This is a genomic window from Virgibacillus necropolis, from assembly GCF_002224365.1.
In the GTDB taxonomy this organism is placed as follows: domain Bacteria; phylum Bacillota; class Bacilli; order Bacillales; family Amphibacillaceae; genus Virgibacillus_F; species Virgibacillus_F necropolis.
This window is the reverse complement of sequence record NZ_CP022437.1, coordinates 2,218,966-2,245,226: the sequence shown is the minus strand read 5'-3', so window position 1 is coordinate 2,245,226 and position 26,261 is coordinate 2,218,966. Positions and strand designations below refer to the sequence as shown.

The window sequence follows — 26,261 nt, the reverse complement described above, 5'->3', positions numbered from 1 at the left end:
GTTTGTAATAGCATCGCATTTTGCGGTGCTATTTTTTTATATTATCTCAAATCAATTTTATTGATATAAATGAGTCAATCCTTTCTATATCGAAATTTTTGCTGATGCTAAACAAAAGCGCTCTATTATTTATTTCTTCTCATTTACTTCTAAAAATCTCTCTAGCTGATACGCTATAAAAACTAATGCAGATGCGCCAACCCCTATCATTATCCCATCCGTTAAAGCGCCGACAAGTCCTCCAACTAAAACAAATGTTGTAATTTTTAATTTCATCATAATATCCTCATCCTTTTTGTTTAACTTTACGCATTCAGCTTATCATATTTTATTGCACAAACATGTCCTGTTTACGGAACACCTTACTGGTACCCTAATTTAATTTCTAAAATCCTGTAACTTTAGTAAAATGACAGTCTTGAAGTTGGGTACCTCATGTTAAAATCATTATTATTGCTCATTCTTTTGTCATAACATAATTCGCTATGAATATTCCCAGTTCATTTTTTAGAGATTATTATAAGAAATGACAAAGTGCAAAACCGTTAAGACGGAAGATGGATTAGCATACTTATGGGAAGTATCTCCCTTAAAACGAATAGAATCGTACTCATCCAAGTGATAAACATCTCCATCAAGTTCCATAGTCAGTTGGCCGGACATAACTGTAACAAATTCCATCACCCCCGTTTGGTGTGCTTTCGACAGATATCCACTCCCAGGCTGTAGGTATCCACGATATAGTTCAAAGTCATGGGAACGAAATAAAGGCTCAGCGACAAACACCTCATCGGAACTCATCAGTTTCAGTCCTTCCTCCCTGCGGGTAACAGAGACATCCGATTCAATTGATAATAATGCAGTTATCGGTATTTTTAACCCGTCGGCAATTTTCCAGATGACGGATAATGTAGGGTTAGCCTCCCCGTGTTCGATCTTGATCAATGTTAATTTACTGACCCCGATTTGTTTTGCCAAGGCCTCCATACTCATTCCTTTACTTTTTCGATATTTCCGTAGATTAGCACCAATGCGCTTCCCCATATCTCCTTCTCTAAAAAGGTTTTCTGTATTCATGTTTGTCCTCCTTCAATTAAAAGAACTGGTTTTTACATATTGGTATATTATAATATATATTTAATTTAATTATAATATACAAAAATAGAAAAAGTATAGTATAATAAACTTTAACTTAAGTTTTAGTATACCAAACTATATGTTTATTTAACACCCAGTTTATGGCTTTTTCCATCTCATTATGGATTTGATAAACATAGGATAAGGAGTTTTTATGAAGATGGATACAAAAAAGCGAACTGTTAAAACTGGTTTTATCGAAGCTTTACCGCTAGCAATAGCCATTGCGGCGTATGGTTTATCTTATGGTGTACTCGCAACTCAAGCCAATCTTAGTTTAGCGAGTACTATAGCTATGTCCTTATTGGTATTTTCAGGTTCCGTCCAAATGGTGACTGTCGCAATGTTGGCATCTGGAGCAACTTTTACAAGTGTTCTTTTCACCTCTGTTTTGTTAAATTTGCGCAATTTGTTATACGGGGCTGCCCTTGCTGAAGGTTTTGCTCCTGCCAAGAAAAAATGGAGATGGTTATTATCTTTTGGAGTATCAGACGAACCATTTGTCTTAGGTAGTGCAAGATTTCAAAAACATGGACCAGATCCTCTTTATTTTGGGATAGTTGCCAGTACCTTCTATGTTGCTTGGATTATCTCTTCATATATTGGAGCATTCATTGGAGGTCAAATTGATCCTCTGAAATGGGGATTAGACTTAGCTTTTCCAGTTACTTTTGTTGCGCTTCTTATCCCTTCATTGAAAGAAAAACCAATCATCGCAACCGCGCTAACTGCTATAATAATAGCCACTGCCCTTGAGTATTTAATACCGGGCAATGAATTAACGATCATCATAACAGGAGTTTTATCACCGCTTGTAGGTCTTTATTTAAAGAGGAGGTCAAGAGATGATTAATAATTGGATACTAATAGGATTATTATCCGTTTCTACCTATTTATCACGGGTCATCGGTGTGGAATTCATGTCAGGACGAGAGATGAATCCGACCTTACGTATGTATTTTAATTATGTTCCTATTGCAATTATATCAGCACTTATCGTGAATCAAATCTTAACACCAGCGGATGGAGAAATCGTTATTTCCTTTCCGATTCTTATAGGCTGTCTTGCCACAGCAATTACAATTAAAATCATAAATATGTTTCTTCCTTCCGTTGTGATTGGAATAGCAATTGGGATCTTAACGCGTTACTTCCTATAAAGTTAATTATAGGTTTCAGTAATAAGTATAAGTTATAAAAAAAGCTCTTTACTTCCCTCTAAAGATTTGGTAAGATTATCTAACTTTAAAGGTCACAACTAAATACAAATGCTATGAAGAGAAGAGTATAATCGGCAATTCTTCAAAGAGAGCTCCTGTTGGTGAAAAGGAGTAAGAATTAATGGTTGGAAACAAGTCTCAGAGCAGCACATTGGATCCATATGGGTGATGGTGTGACAGGAGCTCCTGTTATAGAGCTACGGTATATGTATGGACTTCATACTGTACCTATCAAGGATAATATGGTGACATATTACCAAACTGGGGTGGCACCACGGCGCGCAACAACTCGTCCTCAAGACTTAAGGTCTTGGGGGTGAGTTTTTTTATTGTCCAAGTTTGAGTTCACAAGGAGGAAATAAAAATGCGTATAAAAAAATTTATAGAGTCGTGGAAATATCCCTCCATTTTATTGTCCAGTATTGGTATTTCTAGTATAGGTGAATGGGTGTATTTTATAGCATTAAATTTAATTGTTCTTGATATGATGGGTGTGCTTGCTGTCTCAGGTTTATATATACTTAGAGCTTTATCTACTTTATTTACTAACATTTGGTCGGGTAGTTTAATTGATCGATTGAATAAGAAGCATCTTATAGTGTGGCTTACTATATTCCAAGCAGTGTTTATTTCCTTTCTGCCTTTACTATCGTCTCTTTGGGCAATATACGGTCTTGTCTTTTTAATAAGTATTGCTAGTTCCATGTATGAGCCTACATCAATGACTTACATTACAAAGTTAATACCTCAAGCTCAAAGAAAACGATTTAATTCTCTCCGAAGCTTAATTGATTCTGGAGCATTTGTTACTGGACCTGCAATTGCAGGAATGATGTTTATGATTGGCACCCCAAATTTTGCGATATATATTAATGCAATAGCCTTATTTTTATCAGCACTAATCACTTTTTTCATGCCCAATATTGAAAAAAATGATTTTATTGAAACAAAAGACGAAAAAATAACCTTGAAGCTATTGAAAAATGATTGGAAATTAGTTGTTGATTTTAGTCGTAAACACGTGTACATTATGGTCATTTATTTACTATTCAGTGCTGTGATGGTTTTGGCAACTGCTGTAGATTCACTAGAAGCAGCATTTTCTACAGAAGTGCTTTCTTTATCAGAGAGGGATTATGGGTTACTGGTAAGTATTGCTGGCGTTGGAATAATTGTAGGCGCCTTAGTAAACATAATAATTGTAAAAAAGATAGCTACCTCTTGGCTGATTGGTCTTGGATCCTTAATGGTTTCAATCGGTTATATGATTTATGCTTTTTCAGGTAACTTTTTGATAGCAGCTATTGGTTTTTTTATTCTATCATTTTCGATGGCTTTTATTAACACAGGATTTTACACATTTTATCAAAATAATGTTCCTGTCACGGTAATGGGACGGGTTGGTAGTGTTTATGGTTTCATCGAAGCTTTTTTCATCATTATTGGGACTACAATTTTTGGAATCATGGCTGAATTGATATCTATTCAGTTTGTCGTCATATTAGGAACCCTAATAATGTTTGCGGTTACGATTATATTGTTTATCTTTTGTACACAGCCCTCTAAGGAGCCCTCTAAGGCAACGTTTTATTCTGAGAAAAATCAGATACAAGCTCCTGATAATGTTTAGATTACTGGTATGTCTAGCATTTTGAGGCAGGGAATAAATTAAAGACTAAAACGAAAGCCCAATTTCTTAGTATCATAAATAGGAAATTGGGCTTTATTTATTCAGGCAAGCGCGCCACGATTAAGTATTAAGTTTATTTTTCCTTATGTTTTTTCTCCATATGTTGTAAGTATTCTTCTGATTTTCCTTTTGGGATACTTAAGGTTTTCCAATCTCCATCTTTTAATTGTTTTCCAATATAAACAATTTGCCCCACATGATAAGCATAATGAGCCATCTGTCTCTCTATTGCATCAAGTACCGTATGACGTTCACTACGAATATATATTTTTTTCAATAAATCTTGTTCTCCCAAATCATTTAATGTTTCAAAAAGTATATTCCAACCCTTTTCCCAAATTGCAACCAAATCTTGCTTCGATGATATATTATTTTCAAATTCCTGTTCGCGATTTCTATAAGGCTTTTCTCCATCCGAAACTAAAAAGTCAGACCATCTAGATACCATATTTCCACTTAAATGTTTTACGATAACCGCAACACTATTAGATTCTTCATTAAAAACCCAATGAATATCTTCTTCTGACAATTGACATATTGTCTTATTTCCAAGGGTTTTTACACTTTTAAATCTATCTTGGACAACTTGCAGATACTCATTTCCAAAACTCATTAGTTAATATTTCACCTTTATATGGTTATTTAGATAATTTCCAACTGCTAAACAAAAACCATCCTCTTATTAACTTCAATTCATCTTAACTCTCCCTTATTCGACAAACTCTATTCAATTAAAGGACCATAATAAACAAGACGGGCGTTGCTCTTATTTCGACTACTGCCTGTTAATTTAACAAATAAAATCATTTTTTCATACTTTATTTCTTCTTAATTTCCTTTTATCTTTGAGATTGAAAATAATTTCACACCCAAAAGCAGCTATCAATCCAGACCAAAAAATTAGAGCTGAAGAAAAAGGATTACTTGCAAAAACTAGATAATAAATTTGGTTTATAGCTAACAACAACATATAGGTATAAAAACCAAGTATGGCTCCCTTTTTCCAATTAGCCGACTCTTTTTCAGTCATAGATTTGAAGAACATCATTTAATTCCTCCAGTTCTACAAGATATCTCCTGCGGTAATATTCCAGAAAAGTGCCCTTAGATGCAATAAGGACGCTTTCCCTTATTAAAGAAAAGCGCCCGATGAATGAATACATCTTTTCATTTTTCATTGCTTTTCTTGTCAATTTTGGTGGAAAACGCAGGCATCAAACCTATAAATACAGGCAATAAACTCCATAAAAAGAATCCCCAATGGTGTGTAATTAAAGATAATACTAAGAAGAAAGCAAGTGCTACAGCTGAAATATAAACAGAACGTTCTTGATATTTATTCATCTTGCACACTACCTTTTAGACAATTAAAAATATTCCACCTTTATTTTAACACACATTCCTTCATAAAATGGCCAAATCGATTTGAGTACTTCGCTTATTCCGTTCTTGTGCCAGTTAATTGAGCAAAATGATTTTAGAAATACTTTCCTATCCCATTAATAAAACAGATAATTAAAGAAAGCAAACCAACCTAGAGATGCAAAACTTATTGAAAGAACTGCAACAGATAAGTAGGGCTGGTATCCCGACTTCCTTTTAGGAATCCTGCCGACAAAACGCAGATATTATACGGTAAGCAAATTGAAACCTAAAAAAATCGAATTCCTATACGCTAAGAAACCGACTTTTTAATTTTGCTTGTTAAGCTAATGGGCATTTAGTTAAAGAAGGCAGTTATCCTTTATATAATTCGACATAAAAAACACATTTCCTTTTTAATCAATACTGATAATATGTACATGATACCTAGAAAAAAAGGGCAATCGAATTCGATGTGTCGTTGTCTTCATTACACATCGATTCAACTGCCCTAACTTCTTCGACCTTTATAAAGCATTACTCGCTAAATTGATCATACACCTATCATTCATTACCCTTTTTTTCTTCCCAAAGTCGTATACGTTCTTCATGACTCACCACTTTATGAATCTGATGGAGCATCCACACGTAGCCATAAAAATCAGCAAACATTGCATTAGTAATACCGTAGTCTGGCATATCCGTTACTGCTTGTATTTCTGTACAGCCCGCATCCATTGCCTTTGAATAAGTTTCCTTAATATCTGGAACAAGAATATTGAACCAAATTGTTTTTGGATCATCAATTCTTGGTGCTATTAATTCAAAGGTTGGATTTTCATCCAGCATGTGAAATCTTACATCATAAAGTGTAAAAACAGCTTCATTTTCACCCTGCGGCAAATCTGAAACTTCCACACGCTCAATTTCAAATATTTTTTCGTATAGTTCCAGTGCCCTCAAGCTGTCTGTAACAACCATATCAATTTCTACACCTACCAATGTATTCACTCCTTCATAAATCAAACTAAAATGTAATTATAGTATCTCACAAATTTACGTAAAAAAAATCAAATTAAAAAAAGTACTACTTTACATTAGAACTCTACTTATATAAAAAAGTTTTATCATTTAATAGATGTGAAATTCCACAATCGTGCCCGATTCTTGAATAGTCTTTTTCCGCTATTAGCTGGAGTCTTTCTAATCAAATAACCCCTTAATCTTATTAATGTCTTTTTTGCTTAATTTATTATTCAGAGTGATATTAAGCAACGACAACATTTTTTCTGCTAGTTGTTCCCCCTCTTCTGAAAGTAAAACATCAACGGAGCGCTTATCTCTCTCATCGGTCGTACGTTGAACCAATGACTCTCCCCGATACTTTTCCATCCTTGATACTAATCGAGACAATGCGCTATGACTCAGACCGACCTTTGGGAGCAAATCTGATAAACGCATTTTCTTTTCGTCCGTTTGTGCAAGGAAGTATAACAAATAAAATTCATTAATGCCTAATTGAAATTGATGGTGTAACGAATAGTCCATGGCTTTCAATAGACGATCATGATATTTCGTAAGGTTAATCCAGGTTGCAAACAACTCATTATCGTTCATATTTATAACCCTTTCCGATTCAATGTATTGACACAATTATAGCATACCGTTTAATATATGTATGTGCAAGCAAATAAACAAGCGATATTTAAGTGCATACATTATCTTAAGTCCACTTGTATGCATGCGCACACAAATAATAAGGAGGTATTACAATTACAATGAATAATTTATTCACCCCCTATTCCATCAAAAATTTAGAGTTAAAAAACCGCATCGTCATGTCACCGATGTGCCAGTATTCAGTTGACAAAGAAGATGGTGCTCCAAACGATTGGCATTTCATACATTACGTTTCTAGAGCTATCGGTGGAACAGGGTTAATTATCATGGAAATGACAAGTGTAATACCCGAGGGCCGAATTACTAATGGTGACCTAGGCCTTTGGTCAGATCATCAAATTCCAGAATATCAACGAATCAACAATGAGATTCACAAACACGGCGCTAAGGTCGGTATTCAAATTGCACATGCGGGACGCAAAGCTGAAGATGCCACCCAGCCTGTTGGTGCTTCCGACATTCCCGTTGAGGTTCTGCCGGAAGAAACGATGAATGGTGAACTTAAGCCTCCAAGAGCTTTAACAACACAAGAAGTTCAAGAAACCGTTCAGCAGTTTAAAGAAGCTACTGAACGAGCCGTTGAAGCAGGGTTTGACACGATTGAGTTACATGGTGCTCACGGTTATCTATTGCATCAATTTATGTCACCAAGCATCAACAACCGCGCCGATGAATATGGAAAAGACTTAGCGCTTTTTGGAGAAGAAGTCGTTAGAGCAGTTAAAAGTGTCATGCCTAAAGCGATGCCTCTCATTATGAGGATGTCTGCCATTGAATACGTGAACGATGGCTACGATTTATCGCATTCGATAAAAATGGCTAAACGTTTTAAAGAAGCAGGCGTTGATCTTTTCCATGTATCCAGTGGTGGTGAAGGTCCTCCAGGGAAAAGCAAACCGAAAAATACCCCGGGTTATCAAGTTCCTTTTGCACGCGAATTTAAAGAGCAACTAGGTCTTCCGGTTGTTGCTGTTGGAAAATTAAGCGATCCTGCCCTTGCAGAAGCAACGATTTCCAATGGAGATGCTGAACTTGTAGCTATTGCACGAGGCATGCTCAATGATCCTTACTGGGGATTACATGCAGAAAAAGCATTGACTCGTAAAGTAAATCCTCCTTTTCAATACTCAAGGGGGATACGATAAAAAGGGTTTCCTTAATGGAAGCCTTTTTTATTAAACCAATTTATATTGCTCTTACTAAACCTTCTTTGATTTATTTTCCTTTACAGAAACATCTGGTTTGATCTTGCCCCTCAACAATATGGCCCTTATATGCGATATTGGCGCTATTCATTATTAAGGAATAGCGCCTGTTTGTTTAAACCTTTATAGCATCAACTATTAAGGATGGAAATACAAGTTGTTCGCTTTGATTTCTTGGATCATATTTTTTAGACCGAAAAATCACTCCATCCTTTCCATTCCAGAGGTTTTGGCGAAACTCCCCTTCATCATCACAATACTCAAGTAATTTTATTTCATATCCAGCAGTATTAAACATATTCGTTATGGTTTTGTAATTGTAAACAATTTTGTGATCTGCTGCGGGGTGATTTTGGGGCCCAGGACCTCCTATTTTAACCGTATCCTGATATTCTTTATCTTGGAAAAAGGCGCCAGGAACAGCGCAGCGTATGTATCCAGCTGGTTTTAAGAATTTGCGGCACACCTTTGCAGCTTCAACACCTTCTTTATAAGTTAGGTGTTCCCATATGTGTTCTGCAAGTATGCTGTAATTGAATTATTATCAAACATTTTACTCCAAGTGCTTTCATCCAGTAAATTGAGTTCTTCCTCTTGTGTATGCAACCAACCTGGATTGTTATTATACTTTCCTGCACCTATTACCAATTTTATTTCTTTGTTCCTTATACTCAAAAAGGTCACCTCTTTCCTAAAGGTTAATTGCTTATATTTGCTTATTTATTCAACTAAATGGCCCGTTTCCAGAACATCTATTGTAACGAAAGCTCCTTTATTATCCCCTCAACATTCGAAACACTTTTCAAAGTCCACATAGAATGTATAGATAACTTTTACCTATGGAGGTGTGAACATTGATTCATACAGTTAAACTCGGGGAAACACTTAACCAGATTTCAAGGGATTACCGTACACCATTACCGGTAATCATTAGTGCTAACCCATCAATTAATCCAAATGCCATTTATCCTGGCCAATCCATTGTTATACCGGGATTTCCACCCGTAAATACAATTCCTTATAAAATTGATGTTTCTCTCAGTAATCGGCGGCTGACCTTACTAAAAAATGGTGTGCAACAAAAACAGTACCCTATTGCAGTTGGCAGAATGTTGCGCGAAACACCGATAGGAAACTTTATAATTATTAATAAAGCTCCCAACCCTGGTGGGCCGTTCGGTACAATGTGGATGAGTTTATCAAAACAACATTATGGAATTCATGGAACAAATGACCCGAGTTCGATTGGTAAAGCAGTATCAATCGGCTGCATTAGAATGTAGAATAGAGATGTAGAAGAATTAGCAAGTATTATTCCAATAGGAACACCGGTTTCAATACATCCATAAATCGCTTAAGTGTGTAGGGAAACCTATACGCTTTTTTTGTTCTATGTTAAGGAAAGCAACAAATTCTTGTCATTTTTTATCCTACAACTTTTGACTCTTAATTATTATTGTAGTAGGGATAGCCTTTGCTTTCTCAAAGGAATACCATCTATTTGCGTGCCGATGAACGTCTTCATCGGTTAGGCATACATCCTCAATCATTTTTTCAATTTTAAACCCATTGTTGATTAGTGAATTCATATATGTACTGATTCTATATTGTTGCATAATTGCAGGATGATCCCATGCTTCATGATTGTATGGACCTTCCTCGTGATAGGATTTGGTAACAGCTAAAACGTCATCTTTATTACTCACACGACTATGTAATGGGTGCTCCCAACTAAAGATAAACATGCCGCCTTTTTTCAGATAGTTATTAACGTTTGCTAAGGTTTTATCTAGATCAGTGGTCCATCCAAGTGCGTAAATGGAATATACACTATCAAAGTAATCTTCTGGAATACCGGGATTCTCTTCCATCGGTGATTCAAACAAACTAACAGGAGAATTGCAGTTATCTAATACTAATTTTGCCGCATCAATTTGTTTTTTTGACAAGTCGATTCCCCATAGTTCACCTGCGTTCCGCTTGCTCATGTACTGTAAAGAATGCCCACTGCCACAACCAATATCCAAGATTTTCAGATCGGTAACATCGCCAAATAAATTCAATTCATCCTCACGCGGTGCAAGTGGCCCATATTCAGGAAGCGGATTTCTCCCATAAAAACGATGCGCTACTTCATCCCAACTTTGCTTATTTACTTTAAGTGACTCGACATTCATATTCTTAACCCCCATTAAAACTTTCATTAGAACAACTTCAAAATGTCTAAATAATCCCCTTTCAAAACCACTTTAAATTACGAATTAACAATCAAAATGTCTCGTACAATTATGTAGCTCCAACTCCCATTCACCTTTGGACTTCCGAAGCTTAGTTAGAGAACAATTTTTAAGAGAGCTTTCTTCTACATGAGGTACTAAGTCTTTGAGCAAATGTTTAATAAACGATCCGTGACTAACGATTAACACCCGCTTACCGTCATGCTTTTGTATAATCTCGTCTATGAATGATAGTCCCCTTTCTATAACCTTGTCTGTACTTTCAATCCCCAAGTCTAATTCTCTCCAGTTGGCTCCCCACTTTTCGATTCTTTCTTTTTTTGTAGTTCCTTCAATGAGTCCGCCGCCTACCTCACGGAGTCTAGGGTCCAGATTAATTTCTTCAATATCAATTCTATTGCCAATAACTTCAGCAGTTTGGTTGGCTCTTAATAGATTGCTAGAATAGATGATATCCCATTCTTCCTCTTCACTTAAACGTTCTGCAAGTTTGCCAGCTTCCACAAGTCCATCATTATCGAGCGGAATATCTGAATTCCCCTGTGCTCTACCTTCCTTATTCCAAGCTGTGCAGCCGTGACGAATAATACCAATTTTGATCATATTTACACACCCATTCTTTTGAAATTTTTTTGTATAACCGTGTACAATAGATTATAAATCTCTCCAATAATCCCTTCCATTTGATGAACACCTAAATCTGTATTTGTCATTATGATTGCACCAGTCTCTACATATGGATATGCCACCATCATACCTAAAACACTTAGTCAATCTTTACTTTTATAGCCTTCGTAGCAATAAACGTTTTAATATATTTATCTAAAATCCTAGTTCCTCCAAAGTCATCTTCATAAAAGCCTGAAATAACAAAACCAGCATCAATTTGCCCTTGAATTTGGTCTTCAAGCGTATGTGCGAATTCGATTGTTTGATTTGAATTGATATAGTCTTGAACCTCATCTTTTGGTAAGTAATCTATGGAAGAAGATGGAATAGTGTGTTTCACATCAAGAATACCTTTCCTTTCCTGATTATCATCAAAAATAAATAACAAAGGATTGGTAAATCCGGAAATAAGAACACCATTATTTTTTAAAACTCTTGCAGCTTCTTTCCATACAGGTAACACATCTTTTACAAATAGGTTAGAAACAGGATTAACGATTATGTCAAAATATTCATCAATAAAGTCGCTAAGGTCTGACATATCACCCTGTACTGTTTTAAGATTTAATCCATCTCGTTTGGCCACGAATTCATCTTGTCCCAATTGCTTTTTAGATATGTCCGTAACAGTTACATCCGCTCCTGCCGCAGCAAGAACTGGACCTTGTTGTCCTCCACCAGATGCTAAACAGAGGACTTTCAATCCACTTAGTGATTTAGGAAACCAATTTCTTGGTACAGGTTTATTTGTTGTAACCGTTATTTCCCATTCACCTGATTGACTTTTTTTCATAATTTCTTCACTTACAGACTTCGTATATGTAGCCCCTTCTTCAACCTTTTTATCCCAACCATTACTGTTATGCTGTGTTACATCCATTAATAAATCCTCCTGACATAAGTCCCCGTGCGATACTTCCAAAATTAAAACCTGAATATTCAGGTACCTAAGGTTGTTATATACGACTGAATTTCCTTCTTACTCTTCAATGTAATAATATTTTTTTGATCGCCAATTTCTTGAAACCTAACCTTCATTTTTTTCTTACGGGAACTGTAAGTGGTACAAATGAACTTTAGAAATTTGTAATCTAATTTTTCTTTACAATCTTTTCCCATATCTGGTCTGGTTTTCCCTATATTTAGAATCCAGCGCTTGAAAACCCGGTACAGACATACAAGCAAAGGAAGTTCTAAATAAATAATCGTATCAGCTTTTTGTGCCCGAATGTCATATGTATTGTTATAGTTACCCTCAATAATCCATTTACCCATAGTCACAATGTTTTGCTGGCTCGCTGAAAACTCTTCCGATGAAGCTTCAACCCAGTAAGGCTTCCAGTATAAAGAATCCAGATGATAGACATCAATATCCAGTTTCTCCCCTAGCTTTCGTGCGAATGTAGACTTTCCTACACCAGCTGACGCTCCCATTACCATAATGCGATTCATTTTACCAACCAACTCCTTGCACCTAAGTTATATTAATCCCGAAGAACCATCCATGGTCGTTCTTTATGCCATTCAATTTTTACAGGCTTCTTAAAAAAACGTGATAGACATTCGCTGGTTAACACCTCGTGCCTCTTACCACTATCAAAAACTGTTCCATCGCGTAGCAATAGTGTGTGAGTAAAAACCGGTAATATCTCTTCAATATGATGCGTTACAAATATAATCGTTGGCGCATCTTTTTTCATTGCTACTTGATTTATGGTAGACATGAGTTCTTCTCGAGAAATAAAATCAAGTCCATTGCTTGGTTCATCTAATATTAACAATTCTGGTGATCCCATTAATCCACGTGCAATCAGAACTTTTTGTTTTTCTCCTTGTGAACATATTTGATAGGTATGACCTATTAGGTGACTGCAACCAACCTGTTCCATGATTTGATAAGCTTTTTGCGAGTCTACTTCCGTCGGATTTTCATACAATCCGATCGACGCATATTTCCCACTAACCACAATGTCCTCAGCATATTCCGTCCCTTTAATTCTTTCCTGAAGTGAAGAACTTACCCAGCCAATGGATTTCCGTAATTCCCTAATATCGGTTTTACCAAATGGTTGTTTCAATACACTAACACTGCCTGTAGTCGGCCAAACATAGCCATTTACCATATTAAGCAAGGTCGTTTTACCAGATCCGTTTAATCCAAGTACCGCCCAGTGCTCACCTTTCGATACTTCCCAGTGCAAATCAGATAGAATCGTTTTCTTCTGTCTTTCCCATGAAACGTCTTTTATATCAATTACTTTAGTCAATCTTTCATTCTCCTTTATTCTATAATTAAAGCTCTTTAAAAAAAGAGACAGTAAAATTTTATTACTGTACACCATTTTTTTCCTGCTGGATTTGAGAAAATGGTCTAGCGAATCTTTTAATCTTCCAATAGAGAATGATTAATGATAGAAGGCTGACTTGCAGAAGGAATACTGAATAAACTTCACCATCGTGCGAGAAATCTGTATGGGTGAGATAGGCGATGGCTATTAATCCAGTAGCTGATCATGCCTAATGTTAAAAATAAAACTATGGTAAATATAGGGGCTTAACTCTCGTCGTCCATACTCCTTTTCATATGAATGGACCTTTCCTTTAATGGCAGAAAGGAGTGAATACAAATGCTCAATAAAAGCCAAGCTCCACCTGCAGCAAAACCACCTAAGACATCTAGTGGAAAGTGGACACCTAAATAAACACGGCTAAGCCCAATCAAAAATATTAATATTGCTGCTGATGTCCAAATCCAAGCTGATTGAGCTTTCGATCGTGAAATATATCGACTAAGTAAAAAAGCCAATAAACCGAAAAAAGCCATAGAATTCATGGAATGTCCACTTGGAAAACTATAATAACTAGCATGTACCAAAGGCTCTAACTCTGGTCGCGCAACCTCAAAAATGGACTTTAGTAGGTGATTGATTTGTCGTACGCCAATAAGGTTATACGCCAACAATGCAGCAATCCAATAATTTTTTCGAACCAAAAGATATAAGATCAAAGCTCCTGTTAGTGGATAGGATACATATCCTGATCCAATATAGGTAATAACCGTAAACAATGGAATCCAGCCAGCCCCGAGGAAGTTATAAAGGGTAGACCCAATCCCTTTATTGAGTTCGATTAAATTCGGTTCCCCATAAGCTGATGCCACATCTGCAAAGAACAATATTAATAAAATAGCTCCTGTAAGTAGATATCCCTGTTTTCTGTTGAATAACAATGACATATTATGGTCCTTTCAGTTGATTTGTTCAGCAACTTGAAGTTTGATTAAATAACTAACTTGCATCGAACAAATTACAATTATTTTATGTATTTGGTATATCTTATTTAAACTAGTTCAGCACTCTATATAATGTGTCTATTATCGGGAGAACTTATTCTTATCAATTGCGTTACTCCCTTCTATATTTTAACACAAATATCCAATTACTTTATTACGTCTTATTCCTTAAGCGTCACTACCTAAAGAACAGAATGGTTTTCAAACCCAATAGGTATTATTGAGCCTAATTGATAAAGCAAAAAAGGCGCATTCACTCATCATGCAAGTGGTGCGCCGATATGTTTTATCTTTCATTTTTAAAATTCTTCATAATTAGCAGGATCTAGATCGTTAATTCTACCATCTGGACGAGTTAATTCTGCAATCCTGCTCATTTCTGTTTCATTAAGAGAAAAGTCAAAAATTGATATGTTTTCGAGTTGTCGTTCAGGAGTTGAAGATTTAGGGATTGGGATTGCCCCTAGCTGATAGTGCCAACGCAAAATAACTTGTGAAATCGTCTTGTTATGATAATCGGCAATCTTTCCAATCGTTTCATTTTGTAAAACGGCACTTGCTCGAGCTAATGGGCTCCAAGATTCTGTCTTAACATTGTTCTCTTCGTGCCATATTCTTTGTTCATTCTGGTTGAAAAACGGGTGTAATTCTATTTGGTTTATGCTTGGCTTCGTACCAGTTTCCTTTTCTAGACGCTTCATGTGTTCAGGTAAGAAATTACAAACACCAATAGAACGAATCAAACCCCATTTTTTAGCGTCAATTAATGCTTGCCAAGCTTCTACATAGTTATCTTGGTTAGGATTAGGCCAATGAATAAGATATAAATCATAATAATCCAGATTTGCTCGATATAAGGATTCTTGAATGGTGGTGACAGCTTTATCGTATGCTTGATAACGACCTGGTAATTTAGATGTAATTTTCAATTCTTCTCTTGGAATAGAACTGCGCCGGATGGCTTCACCTACAGTTCCTTCGTTTTCATAATTATAAGCAGTATCAATTAGTCTATATCCTGTATCAATTGCACTATTGATAGCATTGACACCTTCGTTCCCATTAAGTTTATATGTACCAAAACCGATAACTGGCAAAGTAACGCCATCATTAAGTGTAATCTCTGGGATTGATTTACTCATAGCTAATCACTCCTTTCCATAATATTTTAAGATTACCATCTAAATAAATAGAAATCCAAATAGTTGAACTACTGTTGGCTATTCTAGGAATCCACAGCAACTGTTTTACTTCCTCAAGTTAATACATTCTACACATACCATGTGAATTAGGGTAGGTATATCTGAATCCAAACTGTTCATAAAGTTTTTTCCATATGCTGACGAATTAGCCGTATTTGCCCGCGGTGATTCAGTTCGTCTTCAAATACATGGAACCAGCGGAAGTAGTTGTTGGCTAAATGTTTAGGACCAAAGGGGGATACTTCATCTAACCAGCAGTCTTCTTTTTTCTTGAATCGTTCCAATGTGTGTTCCCGGGCTTGGTTTAACCGTTCTTTATAGAAGTCTAATTCATTACCATATATTTCCTGATGAGCCTTTTCACCAAGATTCAGCCCTACTTCAAGTTTTTGTAGTTCTTCCTCGGTCGGATTCCGCTCCTCAAATGTGATAATCTGATAGACTTCATCAACACACGCAATGTGATGCAATAGACAACCTATTGAATTTCCCTTGCCATCTATCCGGTAATCAAGCTCCTCTGCTGTTAAACCGTTAACTGCTTCTAGCGTAGTCATCCGCGTATAATCCATCATGGATACCAATCTTCCTATTTCCGAAGTGTAGCCTGTTTTGTTATCAACAATAAATTTCTTATCTTTTATTGGTTTCATCTAATTCTCCTATCTAACATTGAATTCCTCCAAAATAAAAAAATAACCACCTATATTCTACCAGATATATAGTCTAAAAATTATCATTCTTACAGTTTTTTAATTAAAACGTAAAAAGTACAGAAAAAACATATCTTCTCTGTACTTTATTGTAGAATTTATTCAATTAATAACCGCCCCAATCCTATCAAAAAGACTAAGCGATACTCTTACAGGCCTCCGCACAATTAAAGCAAGCTTCTGCACATTTTTGACAGTGATCATGGTCATGTTTTTTGCATTCATTTCCGCATGCTTCGCAAATGGTAGCACATGCAGCTGCTAATTCAGCAACAAATGGTGTTCCTCTAGTGATTGCTTGTTCCAAATAAGCACAAATATCAGCACATTCTCTATCCAATCGAATGCACCCAGCCATCATTTTAATATCGTCTTCTTTCAAACATGCATCGTAACAGTGATTACAATGGGACATGCACTCATGCAAAGTATGAATAAGTTGTTGATACTGTTCGTGAGCCATAAAAAAACCTCCATTTTAATTTTTGTTTATATAAGATAACTTTCCCAATATTTGTTTTCATAAACATAAACTAAAGGGTCTTTACCAACCCTTATCTATAATTTTATGCCTATACCTGTTCTCCAATCTCCCTAGTTAAAAACCATGCATTAACTACTTCACCTACTTCTTGTACAGATTAATCCAAAAAAGTTTTTTTAAATGGCAATGTTCCCAGATAAGCACCCGGTTGTTTAAGAAATCACTTTATACTACTGGCAATAAACATTGAGGCATCTTGGTTCACAAAAATACGATTTCCGCGATAGAATGTCTTAATTTTGATGGATTTAAATCCAACTTCGGATAATATTTTTTTAAGGCTTTCATGCGAAAAACCATTATGAACCTTTGGATGATTTACTTTATCGTTTTTGTCAAAATCAATAATAATTAGTTTTCCACCATTGTTTAAAACATTAAATAATTCTTGTAGAATTTTTTTAGTATCCGGAATATGAAGAAGAACTAGTGACATTAAAACTATGTCTGCCTTAAGTTTAGTTGTTTCTTCGGTAAAATCTGCATAAGTCACTGTGGTATTTTTAATTCCTTTGCGAGAAATTTTTTCTTTTGCAACATCCAACATTTGTTTTGATGAATCCACCAACAAAACAGAATCCATCAGGTCCGATAATTCTAAACCAATTAGGCCAGTACCACTCCCATAGTCTATTAAAGATTTTGATTTACTATCTCGTAATTCTGGTCTTACTTCCTTAACTATAACTTTGGCTAATTCAATTCGTTCTTCTGTATCATATTTTTTTGCCATCTGTTCAAAAACATTATTTTCCATATTCTGCTCCTTTTGCTTAAGATATTTCTTTACAAGCTTCCCTATTTGATCTGATTTATTCCCCAATATGGCCTTTTAAATGAAAATGAGCGCTGATCTTTATTAAAGAATCGAGCCCGATCGTGGAATATTATTCTCTATTGAAATTATGCTGCACCCATTCATGCTACGGTTTGAATGATTACAATTAATAATTTAGGTGTCACCCTCTATAAAAGTTCAATCGCATAGATTCGCAAGCTAACCCAGTTTTTTTGTTATGCTCGGAAACTAAAAAAGCATCAAGATTTCTGCCATAATCGGCTAAAATCTCCATGCTTTTTCATCTACGCTGTTAAAAAACGGAAGTTGTCCCAATTTTCATTTGAGACCGCCCCTTTTTATGAATAGGATATGCGATTTCGCATTCACAATCGGCATTAACAAGTAACTTTGATGGTTCCTGTATTTACAAACAAATGCATGTTATGCTTTTGGAGGTGTTCCTTCAGCGTTTGCTACAACTGCATCGATTTGGACTAAAGCATCTTTAGGTAAAGCTGATACGCCAAGTGTGCTTCGTGCAGGAACACCCTCTGGGAAGAATGTTTTGTAAGCTTCGTCTACAGCATCACTATCTGAAATATCTTTAAGGAAGATTTCCACTTTAACCACATCGTCCATAACGTGGTCGACACTTTCTACAATTGACTTAATATTTTTTAAGCACTGTTCAGCCTGCTCTTTTATACCACCAGCTACCACTTCACCAGTTTTTGAGTCTAAAGGTAATTGAGCTGAAAGGTGATTGTAATGAGAAAACGCTACAGTTTGTGTAGATAGAGAACTCTTTGGTGCATTTTCAGTGTTGTTTGCCTCTATGACGATTCCGTGCCTGTCTTCAATAGCCTGTGGAGGTGTACCATCTCCGTGTGACACCACTGCTTCAATTTGCACCAAAGCATCCATAGGTAAAGCTGAAGCTGCAACTGTTGTCCGTGCAGGGACATAGGCTACGGCTCTGGCGATAGCCGAGTCTGGGAAAAATGTTGTATAAACTTTGTTTACGGCTTCAATATCCGAGAGATTTTTAAGGTAGATATTAATTTTAACAATATCGTCAAAAGGAATGTCAATACTCTCTAAAATTGCCTTGATATTTTTTAAGCATTGTCCAGCCTGCTCTTTTACACCACCAACAACCAATCTTCCAGTTTTCGGATCGATAGGTAATTGAGCTGAAAGATTATTGTAATGAGAGAATGACACAGTTTGTGTAGATAAAGGACTTGATGGTGCATTTGCCGTGTTATTTGTAAGCTTTATGAGATCGCCTGCTTGTGGTGCGTTTGGAATTGTACCTTCACCGTGTGAAACAATTGCTTCAATTTGCACCAAAGCATCCATAGGCAAAGCTGCAACTGCAACTGTTGTCCGTGAAGGAACATAGGTTGAGAAGAATGTTTTATAAACTTCGTCTACAGCGTCAACATCTTTGATATCTTTAACGAATACCGTGATTCTAACAATATCGCTCATAACATGATCGATGCTATCTACAATTGCCTTAATATTTTTAAAGCACTGTTCAGCTTGCTCTTTTATACCACCAGCTACCAATTTACCAGTTTTGGATTCGATAGGTAATTGAGCTGAAAGATAATTGTAATGAGAGAAAGCTACAGTTTGTGAATATAGACCGTTACCGTTTGGAGCATTTTCTGTATTTTTTGCTGATACTGCGTTATAGTCGCTCATGATAGTATTCCCCTTTTAGTTAAGTTTTTTAATAAAGATATTTATTAACTCAAGTATGCACCGAAAAAAACGTTCTATACCATGGTTCCGTGATTGCAAAGACAAAAAACGGATTCGCCGTGAGAATCGTGTTCGTATAAAACTGCAAGGCTTTAATGCCCGACTTCTGCCGCGAAACTTGAGTTAGTAACCCCTCGATGGTTACTCCGGGTGCAATTATACCAGGCTTTCTTCGTCTTGACTACATGTTTCTTTTTTGAGTTGAGTTTTTTTCTGGACAATAACAGTTAAGGGCTGCGTCAAAAAGATGGAATCATTTCGACACAGCCCTTGCTAAGCTTATTCATTAGCTCTACGAAATTTCTGTCAGATGTTTTTAATAGTTATAATTCGCCACTACGGATATGAGTTAGATGAGTATATAGCTAAAACTAATTATAGAAATATATGACCATTTATTTTGGCTAAAAATAAGTTGTTTGAATTCATTAGTCAACAACTTAGAAATTTAAACCTTAAGTGTTGAACAATAGAACAACACCAATATGCTCAACCTAAATCTATATTAACAAAACAGTACATATAAGATAAATATCCCATTTCCTTATCAAGTGTTATTCCAGAATATGGCCCAATTCTGGCACAACTTTTATTCAATGCGCCCGATTGCCGAAGAACGTCCTTCTAAAAAGATTTTTTATAACCATGCTTTTCTTAAAAGGTTTACACCAAGTTCGATTTCATCATAAGAAAGACCACTAAACCCTAGTTTAATCATTGGCCGATCCGGATGGTTTTTTATGAAATAGATCGAAGTTGGCCGCACTTTAACCCCATAAAGGAAAGCCCGCTCGATTAGCCATTCTTCTGAATGCCCTAGATATACCTTAATTAAAACGTACAAACCGGACTGTTCGCCAATGATGGATATATTTTGCCCAAAGTGTTTTTTTAATAATGAAACGAGGTATTTCATTTTTCGTTTATAAACAAGACGCATTCGCTTAATGTGCCGATTCCATTCCCCATTTTCCATAAATTTAGCCATTGTAAGTTGGCTAAAAAGTGAAGTTGAGCTTTCAAAGTTCAGGAACTGATTTTTATAACGGTTTAAAAGCTGCTGTGGTAACACCATATAGCTTAAACGTAGTCCCGGAAGAAAAGCCTTTGAGAAATTTCCCAGATAAATGACTCTTGTTGAATCAATAGAAGCGAGCGCTGGAAACGGCTGTTGCGTATAGCGGAACTCACTATCATAATCGTCTTCAATAATGTATCCCTGTACCTTGTTTGCCCACCCAATGAGCGTTTGTCGTTGTTGAATGGACATGCTTACACCGTACGGACTGTGATGAGAAGGTGTTACATAGATTAAGCTTGAATCCATTTGTTTAAGTTGCGAAAGATCTGCACCTGTTGCATATACCGGCAAATATTCAAGCAAAAAGTGATGGAATTGAAAAGCTTCCCTGGCACCATCGAACCCTGGATCTTCTACGATAATACCTGAGTAATCTTCTTGTAGTATATGGCCTAGATTGATAAGCATTTGTTGTGTACTGCTACCGATGAAAATGGCATCTGTATCTGTTCTTACCCCACGTGATTGAAGTAAGTATGCGGCAATTTGTTCGCGCAGACTCACCTCTCCAAAAGGTTCCCCATACCGAAAGCTCTCAGGTAACGTTAAGACCTGATTCGCTATTCGCCTCCATATTTTTAAAGGGAAATGGGATTGATCTACAGCATCTGTCCGAAAATCGACACGAACGGACGCTTCCTTTCCCGCCCTCTTTTTGTTAGGGGGACTTGGTGGTTCCTGGTATAAAGATGGCTCTAATGGATTGACAAAATAACCTTTTCTCCCTTCCCCGCGAATATAACCCTCTGCTACAAGCTGATTATATGCTGTTAGGGTTGTATTACGGCTTACTTGGAGAGAATCAGCAAGTTGCCGAATGGAGGGTAGTTGTTCATCAGCTTTCACATTGCCTTGTTCAATAAATGATTTAAACTGCTCGTAGATTTGTTTGTATTTGGGAGAGCTTTCGTTTAAGGCAAAAAGATAATTTTTCATATACAAATTCTCCTGACATGCTTGTTTATTTTAAATTGTATCTTTTTAAATGTCAGTTTATATCATAATATATTTTATATGAGCGATAAAATATTTTCAAACACGAAATTAGATGAGGAGTGATGATGATGTATATTCCAAAGCACTTTGAAATCAAAGATGAAGAAGTGATTTATGAGATTATTGAGAAAAACAGCTTCGCTACTTTATTTTCCCAACATCAGGGTCATCCGTTTGCGACCCACCTTCCTTTGATTTTAGATAAAGAAAAAAGATATTTGTACGGTCACTTTGCAAAACCGAATAAGCAGTGGAAAGATATAGAGGATCAGGAGGTACTTGCCATTTTTCAGGGACCGCATTGTTATATCTCGTCTTCCTGGTATGAAACAAATAAAGCTGTTCCGACATGGAATTATGTAGCTGCTCATATACACGGAAAGGTTGAGATTATAGAGGGGGAAGAAATGATGGATTCCCTTCATCAAATGGTGGTGAAATATGAAAATCCAAGTAGTTCATATCAATGGGACCAATTGGATGCTCATTTTTTAGAAGGGCAGGCAAAAGGCATTGTTGGATTCAAAATCAAGATCGATAAAATCGAAGGAAAGGCAAAGTTGAGTCAAAATCATTCCGCTGAGCGATTAAAGCTTGTTATTTCACAACTTGAACAATCCACAAGTGAGGATGAGAGGGAAATTGCATCTCATATGAAAACAATTCTTAGAAAGAAAGCTTGAAGGTATAAATGTACTCTTTGATGAACAAAACCTATTAAAATATCTCAGGTTGAAGCAAACAAAGCTCATGGATAACACATCATAACAATAATCTTTGAAAGCGAGGAATATGTATGCGTTTTGAAACAAAAGCCATTCACTCCGGGCGGCAGGTTGACAAATCAACGAGCTCGGTCACCATGCCAATCTATCTCTCTACGACATTCGAACGAGCTACAGATGGCTCATATCCAAATGAATTCGTATATAGCCGTGAAAATAATCCTAATCGCCATGCTCTAGAAGACTGCCTCACATCACTCGAGGAGGGGCATGATTGCGTTACTTTCGCATCAGGGATGGCAGCGATCACTTCATTAATCGAGGCACTTCCTTCGGATAAACCACGTCGGGTTATTATGCCAAACGATATGTATTTTGGTATTCGTTCCCTTCTTTCGAAAACGGATATTGGATCAAAGTTTGACATTGTGATCGTTGACATGACAGATCCTCATGAGGTTAAGAAAGCGATAAAAAGTGCACCAACTGGTCTGGTTTGGATTGAGACACCTTCTAATCCACTTCTGAAAGTTACCGATATTGAAGCGGTGGCACAGATAGCGCAAGAAGTCGGTGCCTATACCGTTGTTGACAATACGTGGGCCACCCCAGTTCTGCAGCGTCCACTCAACCTTGGAGTTGATTTCTCACTCCATGCTGTGACCAAATATATCGGGGGACATAGTGACTTAATGATTGGCGCAGCTATCGCAAAATCCAATAGCCCTATGTTGGCCAATTTGAGGGCTTGGCAGCATTCAAAAGGTGCTGTGCCTTCCCCTTTCGACTGTTGGCTTGCTCTGCGCGGCGTTCAATCGCTTGCCCAGCGTATGGCGACACACTGTTCAAATACATCGGCAATTGCGGATTTTTTGAAACATCACCCGAATATCGAAGCCGTTCATTATCCCGGTCTTGCTGAACATCCGGGACATCATATTGCAGAACGGCAAATGAGTTCATTCGGCAGTATGTTGTCCTTTCAGGTAAAAGGCGGTTGGGATGAGGCAATGGCTGTTGCTGCGAAGGTACAATTGTTTATCCGTGCCACAAGTCTGGGTGGAACGCACAGTCTCATTGAGCACCGCGCTTCAGTTGAAGGAAGCACAACGATGGCTCCATCTAATCTATTACGTGTATCGATTGGGCTCGAACATGTGGATGATCTCAAAGAAGATTTATTACAGGCTCTGGAATAAGTAAAATGAAACTCCATTCAGAGGGGATAATTCTTTCTTCCGCCTCTGAATGTTAGTTGAAGAAGTATGCCCTGACTTTTGGGATATGGTCATATTTACGTCATTTCACATTAGAGCATTTATCCAACAATATGGCCCGATAAATGAACATCCTTATTCCGTTAAAGCGCCCTTTTGTTTAAGTGCAATTTTTCACAATATCCCGCAGAAACGGTTCAGGTTATTTATAATACTTTTTAATATTTCATTTAAAAAAGTTTTGAAAGGCCCAATTCAATTTAATAATTTCTTAAAACAACTTATTTCATTCACGTGCGTTCCTTGCAATGTGTTTTTTTATGGAAGGCTGGCTTTACTTCAGTAATTAAAATAGCGACCATAATTAATACAGCTCCCATAACCATACGACCTGTCAGTACTTCGTGTAGAAACAAAACTGACAATAACATGCCGAAAAATGATTCTGTTGATAGAATAATAGCTGCCTTTGTAGCTGTTGTATATTGATGTGCCATATTTTGAAAAAGATAGGCAATCGTTGTCGAAAAGACTGCTAAGTACACAATCGAATACAAGGCTTCTTTTTCAATTGTTGTCGGTATATCCCCTTGAATGAACACCATGACTAAGCTAATCAAAGATGCTGTTATGAATTGTACAATCGTTAGTGAAATGGCATCTTCCTTTTGCACAAATAGATTGGTATAAAAAATGTCAAAAGCAAAAGCTACTCCACACGCAAGGGATAATGCATCACCTATATTGATCGTCATAGAACCTTGCAATGATAAAAAGCCAATGCCTACGATTGCGAGTATTGAGCCGATTATTTCATATCGGTCAATCCTACGTTTGTAAATTAGATAAGCAATGATCGGCACAATCACGACATTAATAGCTGTTAAAAATGCACCTTTAGATGGTGTTGTATATTGCAAACCGACCGTTTGTAAAGCAAAAGCAATATATAAAATAGTGCCTAATATAGCTCCTTTTCACACGACAGATTTTGTAAATTTTTTGAATTTGTAACCAAGCAGTATTGTAAGTATAAGTGTAGCTAAAGCAAATCTTCCCGCCATCACTTGATAAGCAGTTATATATTCTAGTGCAATGGCGGTTACAACAAATCCACTGCCCCAAACAATCGCTGTAATGAGCAACATTCCATCGCCAATGTATTGTTTCATCTCTTCTCCTCCTTACTATCCACAAGGATATCACGAGAAGAGGCAAAATAATTTGATATCAATTCTAAACTTTTCAGCTTATTTTTGGACTCATTCCAAAACAATCGTTGTTCCTTTAATTGTTTGATGCAGTAAATACAATTTTACTGCTGCAGATAAATGCTCATAAAAAATGAGCTCGTTGCCAAAAGGTTCGATTAATTGACGTATTTTCGTCATACGATAACGAATCGTATTCGGATGACAATAATGTGTGACGGCTATTTCTTTCACATTGCCTTTTTTCTGTATAAATGTCACAGCAGTATCCAGTAAATCCTGTTCTTCTAAAAGCGGTCCTAAATATATTTCAACATAATGGTTTGTAAACTCTAAATCTTTTCGATAAAGCTCAATCAGCAATCGTTCAGATGCAAGCTGTTCATAATGACAAATAGGCATTAGTTCAATTTTAGCCATGACACAAGCATAATAAGCCTCTCTAACAGCTAGATGAAGTTCTGTCTTTGTCTGGTGAACTTGGCTATAACCAATTGTTAATGCATCTGTTGGAATTGTATATATCCTCATCCATTCCTTAAGTATTTTTTCAAATTGTTGTTGGGATTTATCTGTATAAAGGATGAAGATGCTTTGATTATATGTACAAATTATGCCAGATTTTAAAAAGGAATCGAACTGGAAAAAGGAATGCATCCATTGGGAGCCTTCGGACTGTTTCATTTGAATATTCGCTACAAACACATATTTGTCAAACGGTTTATTCATTTGTTGTAAGAAGGACTGTAATTTGTTCCGCTGAAACCTCTTCTTCAATTAGACATCTTATCTTATTTTCCAAGAAGAGTGCATGGTTCCTTTTGTTAATATGATTCATCACTTCAAAAATGACATCCTCAAAAAATTCATCTCCACCAAAACGTAAAATCGGGAAATCTTGCTCATTTGCAAAAATTAGTACCTCACTAGGTAAATCCTTAAAAATAACTGGCTTATAGGCTAAGGCACTTACCTTTAATTCAATAAGCTTTTTAATCGTGTCGATTAAACGTTCTGGCTTTTGGTTAGCAAATAATAAGCTGCTTAGTGCAATGCTATAAGGGCTGAAGGAAGTTTCTCTCACTTGCTGAATACCTTCCGTAAATTCAAAGTCTAAAATTTCAACACTTTGGATTGTTTTATTTAATCCATCGCCACCTGCTACAACCGAAAAATCTTTTGTAACTGGCAACTGCAATAAATCCTTTACAGTCATCATGCCTATTATCCTTTCTAATAACATATAACATAATTATAAAGTATCGCAGTATGATTTAGATAAATATGATTCATATACTATACTGCCGTGCCATCAACATATCTTTTCTAAAACACCCCTGAACTAACCTGTTGCGTTAGCTTAAGGCAATCTTTCACAATCTCTATATTTACTTTAACATAAATAACCAGTTTTTTATGGGAGCATTATTCAATTAAATGGCCCTTTTCTTCAAGATTGGACGCTAATCAATTCCAGATAATCGCCCGATCGTATTGTTGAAGATCTTAACTACTTTTCTTGTTGA

General features: G+C 36.4%; 27 protein-coding genes, 4 pseudogenes and 1 other annotated feature. Of the genes and pseudogenes, 7 read left to right on the top strand and 24 right to left on the bottom strand.

All coding sequences use genetic code 11. From position 1 onward, the window contains the following. Nucleotides 1-129: 129 nt before the first annotated feature. Nucleotides 130-279, bottom strand: a complete 150-nt coding sequence (locus tag CFK40_RS20975) for a hypothetical protein (RefSeq protein WP_161493857.1) — start codon at nucleotides 277-279, stop codon at nucleotides 130-132. 228 nt (nucleotides 280-507) lie between these two features. After that, the gene (locus CFK40_RS10715) at nucleotides 508-1,077 is read right to left on the bottom strand and encodes a helix-turn-helix domain-containing protein (protein ID WP_089532297.1); all 570 of its coding nucleotides are present in this window, start codon (nucleotides 1,075-1,077) and stop codon (nucleotides 508-510) included. 220 nt (nucleotides 1,078-1,297) lie between these two features. Between CFK40_RS10715 and CFK40_RS10710 the strand changes: the two genes are divergently transcribed. From CFK40_RS10710 to CFK40_RS10695, 3 genes are all read left to right on the top strand, one after another. Next, the gene (locus CFK40_RS10710) at nucleotides 1,298-1,990 is read left to right on the top strand and encodes an AzlC family ABC transporter permease (RefSeq protein WP_089532296.1); all 693 of its coding nucleotides are present in this window, start codon (nucleotides 1,298-1,300) and stop codon (nucleotides 1,988-1,990) included. Continuing rightward, nucleotides 1,983-2,297, top strand: coding sequence for an AzlD domain-containing protein (locus CFK40_RS10705; RefSeq protein WP_089532295.1), 315 nt, complete (start codon nucleotides 1,983-1,985; stop codon nucleotides 2,295-2,297). Before CFK40_RS10710 ends, CFK40_RS10705 begins: the two co-directional genes overlap by 8 nt. A 104-nt stretch (nucleotides 2,298-2,401) precedes the next feature. Continuing rightward, nucleotides 2,402-2,657, top strand: a binding site (T-box leader). Nucleotides 2,658-2,721: 64 nt separating this feature from the next. Further along, the gene (locus CFK40_RS10695; protein WP_089532293.1) at nucleotides 2,722-3,987 is read left to right on the top strand and encodes an MFS transporter; all 1,266 of its coding nucleotides are present in this window, start codon (nucleotides 2,722-2,724) and stop codon (nucleotides 3,985-3,987) included. 133 nt (nucleotides 3,988-4,120) lie between these two features. Here the strand turns inward: CFK40_RS10695 and CFK40_RS10690 are convergent, their stop codons facing one another. The 5 genes from CFK40_RS10690 to CFK40_RS10675 all read right to left on the bottom strand — a co-directional run bounded on the left by CFK40_RS10690 (nucleotide 4,121) and on the right by CFK40_RS10675 (nucleotide 7,026). Next, nucleotides 4,121-4,660, bottom strand: coding sequence for a DUF1572 domain-containing protein (locus CFK40_RS10690; protein ID WP_089532292.1), 540 nt, complete (start codon nucleotides 4,658-4,660; stop codon nucleotides 4,121-4,123). Between the two features lie 198 nt (nucleotides 4,661-4,858). Next, nucleotides 4,859-5,095, bottom strand: coding sequence for a hypothetical protein (locus CFK40_RS10685; RefSeq protein ID WP_089532291.1), 237 nt, complete (start codon nucleotides 5,093-5,095; stop codon nucleotides 4,859-4,861). Nucleotides 5,096-5,214: 119 nt separating this feature from the next. After that, nucleotides 5,215-5,391 (bottom strand): hypothetical protein, encoded by a 177-nt coding sequence (locus CFK40_RS21115; protein ID WP_168927228.1) that lies wholly within the window; start codon nucleotides 5,389-5,391, stop codon nucleotides 5,215-5,217. A gap of 582 nt (nucleotides 5,392-5,973) precedes the next feature. Continuing rightward, nucleotides 5,974-6,411, bottom strand: coding sequence for a VOC family protein (locus CFK40_RS10680; protein ID WP_089532290.1), 438 nt, complete (start codon nucleotides 6,409-6,411; stop codon nucleotides 5,974-5,976). 201 nt (nucleotides 6,412-6,612) lie between these two features. After that, nucleotides 6,613-7,026, bottom strand: coding sequence for a MarR family winged helix-turn-helix transcriptional regulator (locus CFK40_RS10675; RefSeq protein WP_089532289.1), 414 nt, complete (start codon nucleotides 7,024-7,026; stop codon nucleotides 6,613-6,615). 161 nt (nucleotides 7,027-7,187) lie between these two features. Between CFK40_RS10675 and CFK40_RS10670 the strand changes: the two genes are divergently transcribed. Continuing rightward, nucleotides 7,188-8,234, top strand: coding sequence for an NADH:flavin oxidoreductase/NADH oxidase (locus CFK40_RS10670; protein WP_089532288.1), 1,047 nt, complete (start codon nucleotides 7,188-7,190; stop codon nucleotides 8,232-8,234). Nucleotides 8,235-8,409: 175 nt separating this feature from the next. Here CFK40_RS10670 and CFK40_RS10665 read toward each other — a convergent pair. Next, a pseudogene (locus CFK40_RS10665) lies at nucleotides 8,410-8,969 on the bottom strand (class I SAM-dependent methyltransferase). 179 nt (nucleotides 8,970-9,148) lie between these two features. Here CFK40_RS10665 and CFK40_RS10660 point away from each other — a divergent pair. Continuing rightward, nucleotides 9,149-9,643 (top strand): annotated as a pseudogene (locus CFK40_RS10660) (L,D-transpeptidase family protein). Nucleotides 9,644-9,724: 81 nt separating this feature from the next. Here the strand turns inward: CFK40_RS10660 and CFK40_RS10655 are convergent. From CFK40_RS10655 to pdxR, 13 genes and pseudogenes are all read right to left on the bottom strand, one after another. After that, nucleotides 9,725-10,471, bottom strand: a complete 747-nt coding sequence (locus CFK40_RS10655) for a class I SAM-dependent methyltransferase (RefSeq protein ID WP_089532287.1) — start codon at nucleotides 10,469-10,471, stop codon at nucleotides 9,725-9,727. Nucleotides 10,472-10,555: 84 nt separating this feature from the next. Beyond that, nucleotides 10,556-11,134, bottom strand: coding sequence for a histidine phosphatase family protein (locus tag CFK40_RS10650; protein WP_089532286.1), 579 nt, complete (start codon nucleotides 11,132-11,134; stop codon nucleotides 10,556-10,558). A gap of 2 nt (nucleotides 11,135-11,136) precedes the next feature. Beyond that, a pseudogene (locus tag CFK40_RS21110) lies at nucleotides 11,137-11,286 on the bottom strand (hypothetical protein); the annotation flags it as partial. 11 nt (nucleotides 11,287-11,297) lie between these two features. Next, nucleotides 11,298-12,080 (bottom strand): class I SAM-dependent methyltransferase, encoded by a 783-nt coding sequence (locus CFK40_RS10645; protein WP_089532285.1) that lies wholly within the window; start codon nucleotides 12,078-12,080, stop codon nucleotides 11,298-11,300. A gap of 59 nt (nucleotides 12,081-12,139) precedes the next feature. Then, nucleotides 12,140-12,652 carry a P-loop NTPase family protein gene (locus CFK40_RS10640; RefSeq protein ID WP_089532284.1) on the bottom strand — a complete coding sequence of 171 codons (513 nt, stop codon included), beginning with the start codon at nucleotides 12,650-12,652 and terminating at the stop codon, nucleotides 12,140-12,142. Between the two features lie 32 nt (nucleotides 12,653-12,684). Beyond that, on the bottom strand, nucleotides 12,685-13,467 hold the full coding sequence (locus CFK40_RS10635) for an ABC transporter ATP-binding protein (RefSeq protein WP_089532283.1): 783 nt from the start codon (nucleotides 13,465-13,467) through the stop codon (nucleotides 12,685-12,687). A 287-nt stretch (nucleotides 13,468-13,754) separates the two neighbouring features. Next, on the bottom strand, nucleotides 13,755-14,435 hold the full coding sequence (locus tag CFK40_RS10630) for a phosphatase PAP2 family protein (RefSeq protein WP_089532282.1): 681 nt from the start codon (nucleotides 14,433-14,435) through the stop codon (nucleotides 13,755-13,757). A 356-nt stretch (nucleotides 14,436-14,791) separates the two neighbouring features. After that, nucleotides 14,792-15,634, bottom strand: a complete 843-nt coding sequence (locus CFK40_RS10625; RefSeq protein ID WP_089532281.1) for an aldo/keto reductase — start codon at nucleotides 15,632-15,634, stop codon at nucleotides 14,792-14,794. Nucleotides 15,635-15,810: 176 nt separating this feature from the next. Continuing rightward, nucleotides 15,811-16,347, bottom strand: coding sequence for a DinB family protein (locus CFK40_RS10620; RefSeq protein ID WP_089532280.1), 537 nt, complete (start codon nucleotides 16,345-16,347; stop codon nucleotides 15,811-15,813). A 196-nt stretch (nucleotides 16,348-16,543) separates the two neighbouring features. After that, a complete protein-coding gene (locus CFK40_RS10615) occupies nucleotides 16,544-16,870 on the bottom strand; it encodes a four-helix bundle copper-binding protein (protein WP_089532279.1) in 327 nt (108 codons plus the stop codon). 241 nt (nucleotides 16,871-17,111) lie between these two features. Next, on the bottom strand, nucleotides 17,112-17,708 hold the full coding sequence (locus CFK40_RS10610) for a class I SAM-dependent methyltransferase (protein ID WP_089532278.1): 597 nt from the start codon (nucleotides 17,706-17,708) through the stop codon (nucleotides 17,112-17,114). 465 nt (nucleotides 17,709-18,173) lie between these two features. Beyond that, nucleotides 18,174-19,445: a RidA family protein gene (locus tag CFK40_RS10605; protein ID WP_089532277.1), complete on the bottom strand. Its 1,272-nt coding sequence runs from the start codon at nucleotides 19,443-19,445 to the stop codon at nucleotides 18,174-18,176. 697 nt (nucleotides 19,446-20,142) lie between these two features. Then, a complete protein-coding gene (gene pdxR, locus CFK40_RS10600; RefSeq protein WP_089532276.1) occupies nucleotides 20,143-21,522 on the bottom strand; it encodes a MocR-like pyridoxine biosynthesis transcription factor PdxR in 1,380 nt (459 codons plus the stop codon). A gap of 128 nt (nucleotides 21,523-21,650) precedes the next feature. On the opposite strand from pdxR, the gene CFK40_RS10595 reads away from it, so the two are divergent. Beyond that, on the top strand, nucleotides 21,651-22,265 hold the full coding sequence (locus CFK40_RS10595) for an FMN-binding negative transcriptional regulator (RefSeq protein ID WP_089532275.1): 615 nt from the start codon (nucleotides 21,651-21,653) through the stop codon (nucleotides 22,263-22,265). A 113-nt stretch (nucleotides 22,266-22,378) separates the two neighbouring features. Then, on the top strand, nucleotides 22,379-23,506 hold the full coding sequence (locus CFK40_RS10590) for a trans-sulfuration enzyme family protein (protein ID WP_089532274.1): 1,128 nt from the start codon (nucleotides 22,379-22,381) through the stop codon (nucleotides 23,504-23,506). Between the two features lie 308 nt (nucleotides 23,507-23,814). On the opposite strand, the pseudogene CFK40_RS10585 reads toward CFK40_RS10590, so the two are convergent. From CFK40_RS10585 to CFK40_RS21320, 3 genes and pseudogenes are all read right to left on the bottom strand, one after another. Next, a pseudogene (locus tag CFK40_RS10585) lies at nucleotides 23,815-24,696 on the bottom strand (DMT family transporter). Nucleotides 24,697-24,786: 90 nt separating this feature from the next. Beyond that, the gene (locus CFK40_RS21325; RefSeq protein WP_227001762.1) at nucleotides 24,787-25,512 is read right to left on the bottom strand and encodes a PucR family transcriptional regulator; all 726 of its coding nucleotides are present in this window, start codon (nucleotides 25,510-25,512) and stop codon (nucleotides 24,787-24,789) included. Continuing rightward, nucleotides 25,457-25,954, bottom strand: coding sequence for a PucR family transcriptional regulator ligand-binding domain-containing protein (locus CFK40_RS21320; RefSeq protein WP_227001761.1), 498 nt, complete (start codon nucleotides 25,952-25,954; stop codon nucleotides 25,457-25,459). The genes CFK40_RS21325 and CFK40_RS21320 overlap by 56 nt, the downstream gene beginning before the upstream one ends. Between the last annotated feature and the right edge of the window lie 307 nt (nucleotides 25,955-26,261).